10 protein-coding genes and 3 pseudogenes are annotated in these 15,142 nt (G+C 45.0%); 7 read left to right on the top strand and 6 right to left on the bottom strand.

What is annotated here, in order from left to right:
- On the bottom strand, positions 1 to 600 hold a 600-nt coding region (locus MXM41_RS22265), incomplete at its 3' end, for a hypothetical protein (protein ID WP_325934437.1).
- 362 nt (positions 601 to 962) lie between these two features.
- On the opposite strand from MXM41_RS22265, the gene MXM41_RS22260 reads away from it, so the two are divergent.
- A complete protein-coding gene (locus tag MXM41_RS22260) occupies positions 963 to 1,298 on the top strand; it encodes a hypothetical protein (RefSeq protein ID WP_325934435.1) in 336 nt (111 codons plus the stop codon).
- Between the two features lie 301 nt (positions 1,299 to 1,599).
- Here the strand turns inward: MXM41_RS22260 and MXM41_RS22255 are convergent.
- Positions 1,600 to 2,720: pseudogene (locus MXM41_RS22255) on the bottom strand (IS3 family transposase).
- Between the two features lie 325 nt (positions 2,721 to 3,045).
- Between MXM41_RS22255 and MXM41_RS22250 the strand changes: the two are divergent.
- From MXM41_RS22250 to MXM41_RS22235, 4 genes are all read left to right on the top strand, one after another.
- Entirely contained in the window at positions 3,046 to 4,446 is a 1,401-nt protein-coding gene (locus MXM41_RS22250; RefSeq protein ID WP_325934432.1) for an ISNCY family transposase, read from the top strand.
- A gap of 521 nt (positions 4,447 to 4,967) precedes the next feature.
- Positions 4,968 to 6,194, top strand: coding sequence for an ABC-three component system protein (locus MXM41_RS22245; RefSeq protein WP_325934430.1), 1,227 nt, complete (start codon positions 4,968 to 4,970; stop codon positions 6,192 to 6,194).
- On the top strand, positions 6,191 to 6,856 hold the full coding sequence (locus tag MXM41_RS22240) for an ABC-three component system middle component 1 (protein ID WP_325934428.1): 666 nt from the start codon (positions 6,191 to 6,193) through the stop codon (positions 6,854 to 6,856). The genes MXM41_RS22245 and MXM41_RS22240 overlap by 4 nt, the downstream gene beginning before the upstream one ends.
- Positions 6,831 to 9,170, top strand: a complete 2,340-nt coding sequence (locus MXM41_RS22235; protein ID WP_325934426.1) for an AAA family ATPase — start codon at positions 6,831 to 6,833, stop codon at positions 9,168 to 9,170. Before MXM41_RS22240 ends, MXM41_RS22235 begins: the two co-directional genes overlap by 26 nt.
- A gap of 353 nt (positions 9,171 to 9,523) precedes the next feature.
- On the opposite strand, the gene MXM41_RS22230 is transcribed toward MXM41_RS22235, so the two are convergent.
- The 4 genes and pseudogenes from MXM41_RS22230 to MXM41_RS22215 all read right to left on the bottom strand — a co-directional run bounded on the left by MXM41_RS22230 (position 9,524) and on the right by MXM41_RS22215 (position 12,912).
- On the bottom strand, positions 9,524 to 10,642 hold the full coding sequence (locus MXM41_RS22230) for a PIN domain-containing protein (RefSeq protein WP_325934425.1): 1,119 nt from the start codon (positions 10,640 to 10,642) through the stop codon (positions 9,524 to 9,526).
- Positions 10,643 to 10,983: 341 nt separating this feature from the next.
- Positions 10,984 to 11,088: pseudogene (locus tag MXM41_RS22225) on the bottom strand (type II toxin-antitoxin system RelE/ParE family toxin); the annotation flags it as partial.
- A gap of 115 nt (positions 11,089 to 11,203) precedes the next feature.
- Positions 11,204 to 11,734: a hypothetical protein gene (locus MXM41_RS22220; protein WP_039032623.1), complete on the bottom strand. Its 531-nt coding sequence runs from the start codon at positions 11,732 to 11,734 to the stop codon at positions 11,204 to 11,206.
- 221 nt (positions 11,735 to 11,955) lie between these two features.
- Complete coding sequence (locus MXM41_RS22215; RefSeq protein WP_039032622.1) at positions 11,956 to 12,912, bottom strand: DUF6685 family protein; 957 nt, start codon at positions 12,910 to 12,912, stop codon at positions 11,956 to 11,958.
- A gap of 705 nt (positions 12,913 to 13,617) precedes the next feature.
- Here MXM41_RS22215 and MXM41_RS22210 point away from each other — a divergent pair.
- Positions 13,618 to 14,043: pseudogene (locus MXM41_RS22210) on the top strand (conjugal transfer protein TrbA); the annotation flags it as partial.
- A gap of 535 nt (positions 14,044 to 14,578) precedes the next feature.
- Positions 14,579 to 15,073: a PBECR2 nuclease fold domain-containing protein gene (locus MXM41_RS22205; protein ID WP_325934424.1), complete on the top strand. Its 495-nt coding sequence runs from the start codon at positions 14,579 to 14,581 to the stop codon at positions 15,071 to 15,073.
- Positions 15,074 to 15,142: the final 69 nt, after the last annotated feature.

The raw sequence follows: 15,142 nt of genomic DNA, 5'->3' as shown, positions 1-15,142 counted from the left end.
TGCATCGTGCAGGGCGCCGGCCTGCTCAGCGGTGCGATCGGCGTTGGCGGAGACCAGGGCAGCCCCCAGAGCGGCCTGCTCGGCCTTCTGCTCCTTCAGGTGCTGGAAGCGTGCATCGTGCAGGGCGGCGGCCTGCTCAGCGGTGCGATCGGCGTTGGCGGAGACCAGGGCAGCCCCCAGAGTGGCCTGCTCGGCCTTCTGCTCCTTCAGGTGCTGGAAGCGTGCATCGTGCAGGGCGGCGGCCTGCTCAGCGGTGCGCTCGGCGTTCGACGCAGCTAGGGCACTATCATTACTACCGTTCAAAGGGTATTTCACCCAAAACTCCACGGCTTCTGGTGTTGTCAGAAAGTGGTAATTAGCAATCAAATCAGGAATATCTTCGGACTTAACACCCAGACGCGTTAGGCTTTGAAAGGCGGTCCGTTCAGCCTCGTTCAAACTGCTATCAGTAATATCTGAAGCGGTGCCATTGATAATTGCTGAGCTCTGCTGAAACTGCTCAATAGCATCAGCACGTTCAGCATCAGTGAGAGAAGCAATAGCAGGAGCACACGCAGCAGCGATAACGACTGCCAGCACAGATCTTTTGACGAGTTTCATTAAATAAATTCTCACTAAGTTAATATTACGTTTCTGAAACACACTTAATGAGTTTCTTAGCTGGCGGGGTGTGTTTCTTTGAAAGAAACATACTCTTGGTTATGTGTGATGTAAAGCACACTAAATCAACGTAATTCCTATTTTAAGTTTCCAATAGAAACCTATACATGTCATTCACAAATTGAAAACACGCATTGCTTCAAGCGATTAACTATCAACATTTGTAAAATAATGTTTTGTATGATTAATATTTGATAACTTTCATTTGAAAACTGAAATTGATACTGAATTGTGGTAATATATGTTTCTGAAAAAATTTTTGGAGTGCCCAAAAATTAAGTGCAACTGTAAGGAATAGCAAAGTGAATGATTTTGCTAATATATTTGAAGAAATAGCAATTGACAGATCCATCCTTCCCATATTAATGAGAGCCAATCGCTCGACAATTCATAAGTATCTCGAAGGAACAGTGAACGTACCTGCCACCGCTCATACCCTCATCATGCTGCTGCAATTTATACAGAAGCGCGATCCTGAGATGTTTAAAGAGTGGATGGTGCTTAGCGATTTTACTATCCCGCCTGAAGTTTATTTGGAGCAACCCCAATACTGGAAAGGCTGGAAGTTCACTGAGCACAAGGTTAACCATAGAGTGTTGCAGTATCTGAAGGAGCACCCGTCAGATGATGATGTGTAAAGTAAGCCGTATCGTTTGTTCGTAACTACAGGCGGGCGGCATTACGCTTATAACTTTATGCCGATATGCTACTTTTTATGGAAATTGGCAGACAATCATCGTAGCTTGCGTGAAACTGTGTAACCGTGCGCTCACATCACTGATGTTGCTGAGCCTTTCAAAGCGCATTCACTTGATATTTTGCTTCTTGGTTTCTGGTTTAGCACGCTCGCGCAACTTTTGGCCTACAGGCTGCAGGCACCTCACCGCTCAGCCTTAGTTCAGCAAAACCCTGACCTGACCCCAGGATTAGAGACAACGCTCAGTTAGTAATGTCGGTTTGTTTACCTTCACATTTTCCATTTCGCCACCGTGCTGCAAACTCTGATGGCGTCTGATAATTCAGTGCCGAATGTGGACGACACTCGTTATAATCCTGCCGCCAATGATTAATGATTTTCCTGGCGTGAACGATATCGCTGAACCAGTGCTCATTCAGACATTCATCGCGAAACCGTCCGTTAAAGCTCTCAATAAATCCGTTCTGCGTTGGCTTGCCTGGCTGGATAAGTCGCAACTCCACACCATGCTCAAAGGCCTATTGATCGAGCGCGCGGCAGGTAAATTCCGGGTCCTGATCGGTTCTTATCGTAGCCGGATAGCCACGAAACAGCGCGATACTGTCCAGAATACGCGTAACCTGCACGCCTGAAATCCCGAATGCGGTGGTAATTGTCAGGCACTCCTTCGTGAAATCATCCACGCAGGTCAGGCACTTGATCCTGCGACCGGTGGCCAGCGCGTCCATAACGAAATCCATTGACCAGGTCAGGTTCGGTGCATCCGGGCGCAGAAGTGGAAATCGTTCTGTCGCCAGTCCTTTACGGCGTCGTCTGCGTTTTACGCTCAGTCCGTTAAGGTGATAAATGCGGTATACCCGCTTGTGATTAACGTGAAGGCCCTCCCGACGCAGTAACTGCCAGATGCGCCGTTAACCAAAACGCCTTCGTTCGAGTGCCAGTTCTGTGATACGGCCTGATAAATGCGCATCAGCCGCCAGACGCTGGGTCTCGTAGCGGCAGGTCGACAGGGAAAAACCTGTAAGCCTGCAGGCACGACGTTGCGACAGACCGGTCACATCGACATAAACTCAACGGCTTCCCGCTTCTGGTCTGTCGTCAGTACTTTCGCCCCGGAGCCACCTGAAGTGCCTCTTTATCCAGCATGGCTTCGGCAAGCAGCTTCTTGAGTCTGGCGTTCTCTTCATCAAGCGACTTCAGGCGCTTAACCTCGGATACTTGCATACCGCCATACTTCTTGCGCCACGTGTGAAAAGGTGGCGTCGGAAATGGCGTGCTTACGGCAGAGCTCACGGGCAGAAACCCCGGCTTCAGCCCAGCGGAGGATACTGATGATCTGTTCGTCGGAAAAACGCTTCTTCATGGGGATGTCCTCATGTGGCTTATGAAGACATTACTAACATCATGGTGTATTAATCAACGGGAAGCAGGTCAGCGGCACTTATCCTCATATATAGTATGTGTATGAACAAAGTAACCAACAAACATAACGTTCAGAAAGAAGAAGATGGGAGGACAGATAAGGGTGTGATTAATCGTAGTCTGTGGCCGATTATGAACTAAATGAACGACGGACTAAATTTAACATAAGATAGATTATGCGAACTAAGCTTGTAACAGCAAAGTTGTAATGTCCGCTCAGGGCTAAGTTAAGATGTCCGTCATATATAATCAACAGGAAGATTCCCATGACGGCAAACGCAGCGGAGTTTTTCACTTTGGATGAAGTTAACCGACTCAAAATCATTCAGGACGTTATCGACCGGCGCCTGACTACACTGATGGCCGCGCAGCGCCTGGGTATTTCCGATCGCCAGTGCCGACGCCTTCTGTCGCGTTACCGTGAATCTGGCCCGCTTGGTATGGCTAACCGCCGCAGAGGAAAACCCAGCAATCACCAGCTGCCTGATGGTCTTGCACAGTATGCGATCAACATTATCCGAGATCGCTATACCGACTTTGGGCCGACGCTTGCATGTGAGAAACTCGCAGAACTGCACGATGTTCACCTGTCTAAAGAGACTGTCCGTTCACTCATGGTCAAAGCCGGTCTCTGGATCCCCCGCAAACAACGTGCGCCGAAAATTCAGCAGCCACGTTATCGCCGGGCCTGCTGCGGCGAATTGATCCAGATTGATGGTTGTGACCATCACTGGTTCGAGAATCGTGCACCCGCCTGTACCGCTCTGGTCTACGTCGACGATGCAACGAGCCGCCTGATGCAACTCCGATTTGTGAAATCGGAATCGACCTTCACATATTTTGAGGCCACCAGGGGCTATCTGGAAAAGCATGGAAAACCACTGGCATTGTACAGCGACAAAGCCAGCGTCTTCAGAATCAACAATAAAAACGCAACTGGTGGCAACGGCTATACCCAGTTTGGCCGTGCGATGCATGAATTGAATATCCAGACTATCTGCGCTAATACAAGCTCAGCCAAAGGTCGCGTGGAACGTGCTCATCTGACTCTTCAGGATCGCCTTGTAAAGGAGCTGCGTCTCAGGGGAATTGGTTCTGTAGATGCAGCCAATGATTTTGCTGATGAGTTTATGGCTGATTACAACCTGCGCTTTGCAAAAGCACCCCGGCATGACTTTGATGTACATCGACCACTTGAAAATGATGATGATCTGGACGCTTTTTTCACATGGCGGGAACCACGCCGTGTTTCAAAATCCCTGACGGTGCAGTATGACAAGTTGCTCTATCTGATTGAAGATAATGAATTAAGCCGCAGGGCTATCGGGAAATATATCGAGGTCTGGCATTACCCGGATGGTCGTAAAGAACTCCGCCTTAACGGCGATGTTCTTCCCTACTCCACCTATGATCGACTCCAGGAAATCGACCAGGGAGCTATCGTGGACAACAAACGACTCGGACGCACACTTGAATTTATCAAAATGATTCAGGACAAACGCGACAACAACCGCTCACAGGCACTCCCTGCCGGAGATGGCCCTTCGCGGCGGCGTAGAAAACCCACGGAGAAGAAATCCCAGCGTTCGCTGAATGGTGACGATATGCTTGATGCATTGAAGACATTACAGTCCCGTTCTGAAGAAATTTTCGGTACAAAGAAATGATAAGGCTGTGAAGGCAGACTTAATCTCACCCTTCACAGAACTGCCAGAGAGATTAATGTCCGCTTTGAGCGAGGAGCGAAAGTTCAAAATTATCATTATTACTCAAGTATAAATTTACTAACGTTACGACATGTCAGTTAATGGGGGAGGATGTCAATCTATCCCAGATAATCGCTTTCTGTTCCAGCGTGGAGTTAATAAGCGTTCTTCGTTTCAGGGCAACACCTCTTGATTAAGGATAGTATTTCATCGACCCATTGAACCCAACGCGAGAAGTGGACATTTACTTTCATGAGGAGACAGGAAGATCTTTGACAGGCAGATTCCTGAAAGTGTATGGTCTCTTTACCGCGATACATAAAGCGGCAAAATAGATATTTTTAAGCGAACGCCATGTTGAGGATACTATTTAATGTGATCCACTTCATCCACTGATCCGAGTACTGACTAAAACAAGTGATGACTCCGTGGTATCATCTCTCCACCCAAGTACGGCATGATTATGTGGTGAAGGAGGCAATATGAGTGACGAGGAAGCAAGCAATTACCCCCATAGCGCTATATCCACTTGGAGTGGATTTGTCTACCAAGGCAAAGTAGCGCTCTATCATTGTCTGAAGTTGATTAACCAAGGAGATAATGATTTTCAATTACAATTAGACAGCACAGACGACTTCGCGATTTACAAAAACAATAAATTAGTAAGCGCCCATCAGGTTAAAGCTAAAATAGGAGATTATCGCAGCAACTATAAGGACGCTTTAGAAAAATCGGCAGCAATAGAACTAGATAGAGTCGCGGGAATCAAAAGATACTTCCATATATCCCAACCCATAAACGACCATGGTGATTATGTAGATGCTAATCACGAGCGAGTTGAATTTTATCCATATGGTGATTTTCGTTATTGCGAACTTAGCAAAATAGAAGAACTAACGAAAGACATCATTAAAGAAATTTATATTCGTGAAGCAGTGGTATTTGATGATGGTTTTATAGATGCAAATTACTGTCTACTATCTGATAAAATTAGCTCACATGCGCTAGTCATTCACGCAAAAATACAAAATGATGGTGATACTCAGCGCAAAGCAGCATATGATTATCGTATATCTTCAGAAACTATTCTTACAGACATAATGGATACGAGTCCATATGAAAGAAAGGACTATTACGCTATCGAATTGAAGGCACGCCTTTACTCTCACCTGGAAGAAAGGCTGGCAGAATCCCTTCCAGGAATGTTGGACGCGGCCTATATAAGAGCCAGACGTATTTACGACCTGATAAGAATCTCTGAGGGCGGGGATTTCAAAACACTCTGTCAATTAATGAAACCCTCAGAAAAATTTTCACGCATTCAGAACTCAGATATACGCCGATACACGGACCTTGTACACAACTTTAATGTAGAACCAATTTTAAAGAGACTACCGCACTATTTAGACAGCAACAATAAATTTTACGCGCCCACGGCATTATATTTACCAGAACCAACAGACAAAAAATACTGCACATCTGAAATTATCGCAGAAATAAAAAATAACGATGATCTAGGCAGACTATTGTTCGAATTCAATAATCTCATTGCAGCAAGAGCCAACGAAAGCTTTACAATTGACACTAACTATACTAATTGCATCGATATGATGTCCATCGATGTTCAAAACCGCATCGACAGTAACATCACCAAAAGTCTATGCATCAGTATCTTAACAAAAGACGACGCAGAGGCTCGACTTAAATGATTTTTGACATTATTCATCAGGCTTTAGATACACACAATTTTTCCAAAGTAGATGAGAACGAAACAACAAGCTTCTATGTTAGAGAGAACGGTACGGCGATCCGCTTTGCGGTTTTACACAGATTAGACAAATTGATGAAACCTAGTAATCTTAACGCTATTATTAACCAGTCAGCCCCTGTGGACTTTATAGCTAATCCAGCATTTAAAAAAAATTGCGACTTAATCTGCATTCATCATCTCGACAAACTTGCCGAATTTAAAAACTACGAAGAACAGATTTTTGAAATTGAAGAAGACCCTCACTTCTACAAAAAATACGTGCTTTACTATAGCGATACCGAAATCGAAGCCATTAAAGGGCTAAACTTTGCAAATCTAAACGAGTTGATTTCAGATAAAAAGCAATTCGATGTTTACAAAAATGAGCCCACAGCAGCTACTAAGTACAGTGCAGCTGCAAAGTTATTCATAAAATTGCCTTTTTTGTCGCTAAACATTAACAACATGGAACTTTTGCCACTCCGTCTGCAAATTGAAGAGGCTGTGGCAGAAGCCGACCTTACCAAAACGTATGAAACAATAAAGAAATACAGCTCGTTAAATACAGAAGACTTATTTAAGGAACTAATTAGCGATGAATTGGAAAATCTCAAAAATTGAGGTCTTAAGCTTTAAGGCTTTTAAAAAAATCAATCTAGATTTCGGTGAGTCATCACTTTTGACATTAGATGGCCCCAACGGATTTGGTAAAACCAGCATATTCGATGCAATTGAACTATTGTTAACCGGGAGGATAAAAAGAATATGCCACCTCTTTACCACCTTAATGATGGCTAAAAGAACAAATTATGAAGACAATCTTTTTTGGAATAACCGCTCAGGTAATAAAGACCTAGCAATTAAAATAGAGTTCATAAATGGTTCGCGCAAACTTACTTTAGCAAGGCATACTCCAGCAGAAAAATTTGATGAGAAGTCAAACAATCGAGCAGACCAATTTACCTACCTTAAGCTTTACGAGTTACCCGATTTCTTATCAAACGATTATATAGTAGAAAACCTTCGCGACGATAACTTCATTGAGGAACTTTTTGGACAAAACTTCAAAGACAATTTCTCATATTTGAATTATTTGGAGCAAGGCCAAAATCATCTCCTGCATACGCGACTAGACAAACGTAAAGAGGCATTAAATAACCTCTTCAATATTAGTGACGTAAAAGCAGAAACTGACAAGTGCAAAAATATCGCCTTACGGCTTACGAAGTTCATAAATGATCCAAGACGAGTTGCAGATTTATCAAAGCTGGAGAATGAGGCTGGCTTTCTCAAAAAAATGATACAGGCTGATACAGGACCAACTGAATATAAAAAAATATCCAACGCCCCCTTGCAACCTGGCTGGGACAAAGAGTGCCCTTTCCCTACCTATTCTCAGGAAATCCACAGAGAATATATTGAAAACATTCATACCCTTCAAAGGCTTGCTCTACTAAAAAGTGCAATACAGATCAGAGATAAAAACGATTCAATTGAGAATTATATTGAAATTAACAAAGACTTTATAAAAAGCTTGGCGTGTTTTGGCAATGATTTGAACAAACTAGATGACCTTGAAGGCATGAGCAAAGAATTAAACGAGCTGAACAAATGTGGAGGGATTATCAAACGTGGCGCTACAGTCATCAATGCCGATGAGGCCAAGAGCCTTACCGGGTGGCCCCAAGGCCGTTTGGAATGGTTTCTTGAGAAAATAGTTAGCCGTGACGCACTTCAGCAAAAGAACAACTCTAATACTAACGCTGCAGCTGAGCTAAATCGTTTAAAAGCAGGGCTGGTGACTGAGCACACTAAACTCTATCCTGATGATCAACATTGCCCACTGTGTGGAGCGGACCGGCAACCTCACGACACTATGCTGCAAAAGATTGAGTTCAGATCAAAGCAAATCAATGACGCGCTAAACGCTGATGGTCAGGCTCTCATAAATCTCACTGGGCAGATGGCTGCGGAGTTGGCAGTAATTGACGCTCAGATCCAAAGTAAGGCAACTCAGCTATCTCTTGGCTACAACAGCACCTTACACAACGCCTTGCTCCGTGATAAAGCGCGATTGCCTGCTATTAATCAACTCGCCTCCCGGATACAAGAATTAGGACTACAACTAAATCATTCGTTCTCCGTAAATGAGGAAGAGGTAGAGACTCGAATTCAGGTTCTGACATCTTTCATTAGAAACCAGAAAACAACAGAGACAGAACCTCTCCCTCAAAATTGGAAAAAGGACATTAAAGCTGCCTTCAAAGAATTGCAGGACTTCTATATCGTCGAGTCTCAGACGCTGCAAGACAAAGAGCTTTATATCGCAGCTAAAGCAAATGAGGCGCAGAATAGCAGACTCAAGCAATGTTTAAATGAGCTACAGGTCATTGAGCGTGAAACCAAAGCAGCGCAGATTGCTAAAGTTAAGGTCAGTAACTTAAAGGCTATCTTAGAAAAAACAGAACGCAGTTACTCAGAACAAACAATTGCTGAAATTGAGTTGGTTTTCCACATTTATAGTGGACGGCTTATTCAAAACTATCAGCGCGGCCTAGGTTTGTTTATTGAAAGCAAAGATGGTAAAGAGCTCAGGTTCCTTACGGCTGAAAAATCTGAGTATGATGCGATTCTGTCGATGAGCTCCGGGCAAGTGTCAGCGCTCAGCCTGGGATTTTTTCTTTCGCTAAATAGAGTTTACTCAAGCGTACCGCTGATCCTGATCGATGACCCGTCCCAGTCGCTTGATGAGGTTAATATTGCCTCTTTAACGGATCTACTTAGATGTGAGTTCAGCAATCGCCAGTTGATTGTGTCTTCGCACGAGGACGACATCTCCTCATATATGCGCTACCGGTTCGTCAAGGCTGGCTTAAACACACGATCGCTAAACATGCAACGCTTGGCTAAGGAAGCTCTAGTCGCTGCGGGGTGAGTCTCCACATCAGGGACATACGGAACGAGCTACCTAGTTTAAAGACAAATCAATACATTTTGTTCAAAAGCTTCTCCCTATCAAAGCGTGTGAAGATGATCTGCGGACCGGCAATTTATCCTATATTAGGCTATAGAGATGAGCCGGTCTCGCACACTGGTGGCAGTAAGATGATGAAAGGTAGCGATGACGGTAATCGATGTTGTTTTACTCTGTGCTTGATAGGATTTCATGGTCGCCTAAGAACGATAAGCGTATATTTACCTTTAGGCAGAAACAGGAAAGTTTCTAAAAGCGATTGGCCCGGTAAAATAAAAATCTTACAGCTGCACTGTTTAAAATAAATATTCAATTTAGAGCTTCAACTGCATATCCAAGTTTTCAAGGTTTATCGTCTCAATGTGATTTCTGGCCAAATCAATAATGCCACTACCATAGAAATACACTCTGGGGTAAGAGTAAAATTTTGTAGTTGCTTGACCAATTTCAATATTCATATACTCTTTAGTTATAATTTCTTTATTTTGATGATAAATCCCTGTATCAATGCAAAACTCAAAGCTACACATTCTAAAATTATAAGAATATTCAAATGCATACTTATTGCCAGGTAGTTTATATCCTGAATACATTAATGGATCTTCTGTTCCCTCTATGACATCAAAATTAAAGTCTTTACACATTCTAATTATTGACCCATTAAATCCGGATGACTCATATAAAGATGCACACTCATCTAAACTTAAATTATTCATATGAATGGGAGTGAAATCATCAAATTCATCTTCAATGGCTTCTATGTACCTTTCCTCTATTTCCTCTATGTTTCCATGTTTAAAACTATGTAGTTCTTGATCCACATGCTCGGTTATAAATTCATTTAATGAGTTATAGAGTAAAAAAACGTTATCTAAACTAAGGTTAGCTATATCTTCTTTTAAATCAGAGTGGAGTTCTTTTGTTTTTTTGTCTGTAGACATAAAGTCGTGTGAATTATTTGTAATAAAAACAATCGTATCTTTCACTTTTTCCACGTGTAAATATTGCGTCAGACTATTCCATATTAACGCATCTCGATAGCCTTTTTCATTGTCTCTAAATGGACGTTTGGAAAAAATCGCCTTATTTAGCAATAGGTCATTATCGATATACGATGACGATATAATATGTGTCTTGGGGAATGTTTTCAACAATTCTCTTTGAAAACTAAATTCTTTTATCTCATCATTTAAATCATCGATGAAAAACTCACTCTCTGAGAGCTTCTTTATCCTTCCTTTTATTTGGGATATTTCTTTTTGTAATTTCTCAATTTCCTCATTGTATTTCTTTTGAGTTTCCTCAAATACCACAAAAGGTAAAATAAGTTGATTCCCTATTGTGTTATTAATAAAATTAGATAAAACTTGAAACATAGCACTGGACATTTTCCAATTATTGTAGAATATATTTGTGTCTATTAATATTAACATTTCACCCCTCTCATTAATTTTTCGTTAAACTACTATACTTGGAATAACCTTACAGGACTGCTTTTTCATGTTTATTAGCACCAACAGGAATTTTTATAACTGCTTCATTTCTTAAATAAAAAATGGCTAATGAGTTATTTTGTCTAAAACTAATTATTAAAACAACATAATAAAATCTGCACGACTGACCTAAGCCCAGTTGTTTGACATCTAACAGACTCAGAAAGGTCTTCTCCTAACACAGAGCGGACATTTCAGCTTTGCCCTACCCCGGACATCCGAACTTAGCTTTGATAAAGCTATTGATAATTAAAGAAAATTATAATCATAAGTTTGGTCATTTATTTCCAGGGTTCTTGCCAGGCTGCATCCTGGGACTGGCTAAGAACACGAATGATCGTGACCACAGATTGCGATGACAAAAATTAAATCATGTGCTGTTCTACACAAGTAGGCTGAACAGCATCGATGCTCCGGAAAAAGCACAGCATTTGGCCAGCGTTCGCGGCAGGCATTGACCGCTATGAGCGTCGGCAAGCCTGGTTGCGCGAAGGTTGAGGTTCAGAACTGCACCTCAACAACTTCCTGAATATCGAGCACATCCGTATCGAATATTACAGTCGTCGTCCCGTGCAGATAGCTGTCTGTAAAGATACCCTCCCAGTCATACACCCCCTGAATACCACAGGACAGATACAGGCTGATTAGTTCAGCGGGCTCTACGTGGCGGTTTCCCTCGTAAATCAGACTTCCTTTGCGATATGTATACCGGGGTTCATTCAGGGCGTGCCAGTCCAGTCCCCTGCCTAGCTGGCTGCTGATACTTACGGGCAGACCAGTCCTGAGACGTGATGCAATATCAGGTTGCTCAGAAAGCAGCTGACGATGATTTGCGATAACGCAGCCTTTCTTCAATGTGCACCGGTAAACCAACGGATTTCCGGGGTTCCTGTTTTTTAACAAGGCATGATTGCAAGCCCCTTTAAAGTTATCGGTAAACCAGCAGGCGTTGATACTGCCGGCCTCACCGGTCCCCCAGAATGAGACATCAAATCTGTCAAAGCGCTGCCGGGTTCCGTGGAAAAGCTGCACTGAATATACCTTCTGTTAAGAGGAGCCATGCACTCCGTGACGATATGCTAACTGGGGTCCGCCCGGAATTCGGAAATTATCCTACGTTGAGAATAACTTAGGATAATTTAGTTCCATTTAGCGAAAACCCATGGCCGTAAGGGATGTACAGAACTTTCAGCCTGGCGGAAGATGCAAAAAAGCGACAACTAACCAGCCATCACTGAATCCCTTTGCCCGTATCAGGCAAGTTCTGTCAGCATCTCGCCGAAGTCCGGGAATCCATATCTGGCCAGAACGTTTGCCGCGGAACAGGCTCTGGCATTATCCCTTTCCAGCCATACGATGCACAGCTCTGTGCCACTCGTCCTCGGATCGTGCATGTTCTCAGGTAACGCTGACCAGGCAAACGGGCTTTCAAAGGCTTTCATTGATTCATAAAAACTGCCGAACAGCTCTTCCTTCGGGATCACAAACATCTGCCATTTGTTACGTAATACATTCACCATCTGCACATTCACACTGTAGCGGTGCAGCGTCCCTGTCAGCGGAACAGACTGCTGCAGGCGGCCTGCCTGATAGCGGACAGCGCTGAAATGATGGGACCCGTCGTCATTGTGCCAGTAGTACCGGCGTTCAGACCACGGATACTCCGCAAACCGCATACGGTCGAGGCGCAACCCGCCATGAGACATATTCTCCTGAAGATGTTCCGGGGTGACGGGTTCGGCCAGTTCGGGACTGCACAGCACCGCAAGATCGTTAATATCGGTGATGTCATGGCTCTCTGACTTCGGACTGGACATTCCTCTCAGTAAACTGATGTCACACTGAAAATCATGAATTATCTCTTCCTGAATAAGATTTTCAGCCTCCGGGATCGTAATCAGGTGCCCTTCAAGATGGCCTGTGCCGTCAGGTTTACGGTAATCAAGCATATAGGGGCGGGCAAAATAAGAAGATGAAGGATCCAGCCACGTATCCCAGGCTGGTACTGACCGTGTCCAGAACGTATCGGCAGGTGGTGTTATGGAACAGGGAACCAGTACGCCGGTTTTTATTACTCTTTCAAGCTCCGCCGGCTGGCCAAGGCGGTGCAGCAGCTCCTCACGCGACCAGTCAAGAACCCTGCGCCATGCCGGTGCTCTGACGATCTCCGATATTTCAACAGAACCTCTCCTTCCTGAATTATCTGCCACAGGCAACTCCTTTCTGCAGTTCATCGATACGGGTTTACCAGGCGAGCCAGAATCAGGTGATGCTTAAGGCCGCCCGGACGAAACGGTTTACTGAAGGTGGTGACGCTTTCACCAGGTCACGCCGGTGAGCATATCGCATTAAATCATCCTGAGGATCAATAATCTCATGATTTAAAAGTATAAATATGGTGGGTTTGTGATGCGCTGCAGGCGCATGGAGGCGCCAGCAGTTGCTGAGGATGTCTCTGCTACTGAATGGCGCCGTCACCCGGCGAAGCCGGCTACAGAGTTGATAGTTTCCACCAATCCATCCCTTCGCCCTGATAAGCCATACCCGCCTGTAGCGACTCAGGTGCTTCTGTGCGCGGTCGGAGTGGTCCCGACAAGGCAGAGCCGCAGTCGGGGCGTATCTCCGCGTTATGCGGGCCGTCAGGGCCGCTTACGAGCGTGTACTGTGAAACCTGATGCGTGGGCACCTGAAGCGGCTCAGATTTCTAGTTACAACATCCATCATGAAAAGCGATGTCTTCCGGCCCTTTGGGCCGGGCGGCGGGCTTTTCAGTGGTGGGTCATGGGGTTAAAGCCACAGATATGCTCCTTCTGGTTCTGACTCCAGAGGATGTTGTAACTATGCGCGCGGCGGGACCAGCTTCCTGCGTTTACCGAACCGGCGCGGACATAGTTCGCTGCAAGGACGGGCGCTGACCACCTGAAAAAGCCCTGTTCGCCATCTTCGGCCTTTAGTTCTTTCTCGACGACCGTTCTGCCGCTAACGCCCTGATGGATGTCCTGAACCGCTCATACCGTCTCAAAAGCCGCAGGGATAAAGGGAAATTCTCGCGTCCGGTTTATGCGCTGTCCCGTCCCGCGTTCAGTCGCGTTATTCGCAATGAAAGTGCCGCAAAGTGGTTGCGTGAACCCCCGTATGTCAGTAGCAGCCTTGTCTGGCTGTATGCCCATAATTTACGCCTCTCGCCACCAAACTTGCTGTGGCTCAAGGGGGCCGACCGGAAGCTCTTTTACCCCCTGCACAGTGCAAACACGACCAAAGGGTTTATTGAAGGGGTTGGGATCGTGGCCGTTGCCCGGACGGAGGCCGAGGCCATTCGCCTAATCCTGCCCCGTCCGGAAAACCATCCCGCCGCAAAAAGAAGTCAAGAGGAGAGCCGTGGAAAGCGATCGCCACCTTCCTGGCGGCTGGCCAACCGCCAGGAAGCGCACAACCTGATGACAGAATATGACATGGACCGCCGCGGGCGTGAAAAAAGTCTGTGGGAGGAAGCACTGGAAGTTATCAAAACCACAACCATGGCAGAACTTACCATACGCTATATCACGCTCAACAAACCTGAGACTGATGAAACAGCCGCACCGGAAGCGATGATACCTACAGATGCAATTCTGCGTAATATTAGACTTCCGGAGATAGCGGTCAGGACATCGCTCAAACAACAATTATTCGAACCCAGCTGGGCTCCGCCTCAGTTAAGTGGCCGAATCTTTCTCGCTGATAAAAAAAGGCCGCTTGCGCGGCCTTTTTTCTTTAATTATCTTATGCCTGCTTCTGCCTTGCCTTCGGTATTATTCGGTCTGCCTGTTCTGGCGACCCGGGAAGTGTAATGATATCCTGCTCATCTGCGTATAAATGCCGGATTTAACAATAAGAATGGCTAAAGCTCTCAATGGATTACCAACCTTTAAAGATTTGGACCTGAAAGACCTCAGGAACCTTGAAGCTGAAGAACGTCGTGATCAACCAAAAGAGATCGTCGCAGGGAGTACAGCTGAAGAAGCCTTGGCGTTCCTGGAAGCGCATATGGGTTTCAGCTCGCCAGAAATGTCTGCAATTATTAAGGCAACGCATATAGGAAACATGTGTATTGTACGCGATAAGCTTGCCCACATTGTGGAGAAGCGCGTAGACGCACGTGAACGTTACGTAAAGCTGCCACTCGACACACTTGAGCATCCCTACGAGATATGGGAAACAATGTATGACGATGAAATGTTGCGTTATATCTTTATCGGCACATACAAGCAGAGGCAGCAAATGCTGGTAGTTGTTGCACCCTGGGATGGAAAGGTTCTCTGGAACTTTATGCACACAGAAGCAAAGGGGCTGAACAAACACCGCAGAGGGAAGTTGCTGTATTGCAGATAACAAAAAGCCGCAATGATGAACACTGCGGCTAATAATGTTGTCTTTTTATATTAAACACCTTCAGACTAA

The organism is Leclercia adecarboxylata, assembly GCF_035787115.1.
GTDB classification, from domain to species: Bacteria; Pseudomonadota; Gammaproteobacteria; order Enterobacterales; family Enterobacteriaceae; genus Enterobacter; species Enterobacter adecarboxylatus_E.
The sequence above is the reverse complement of the archived record's forward strand: the minus strand, read 5'-3'. Positions and strand labels throughout refer to the sequence as shown.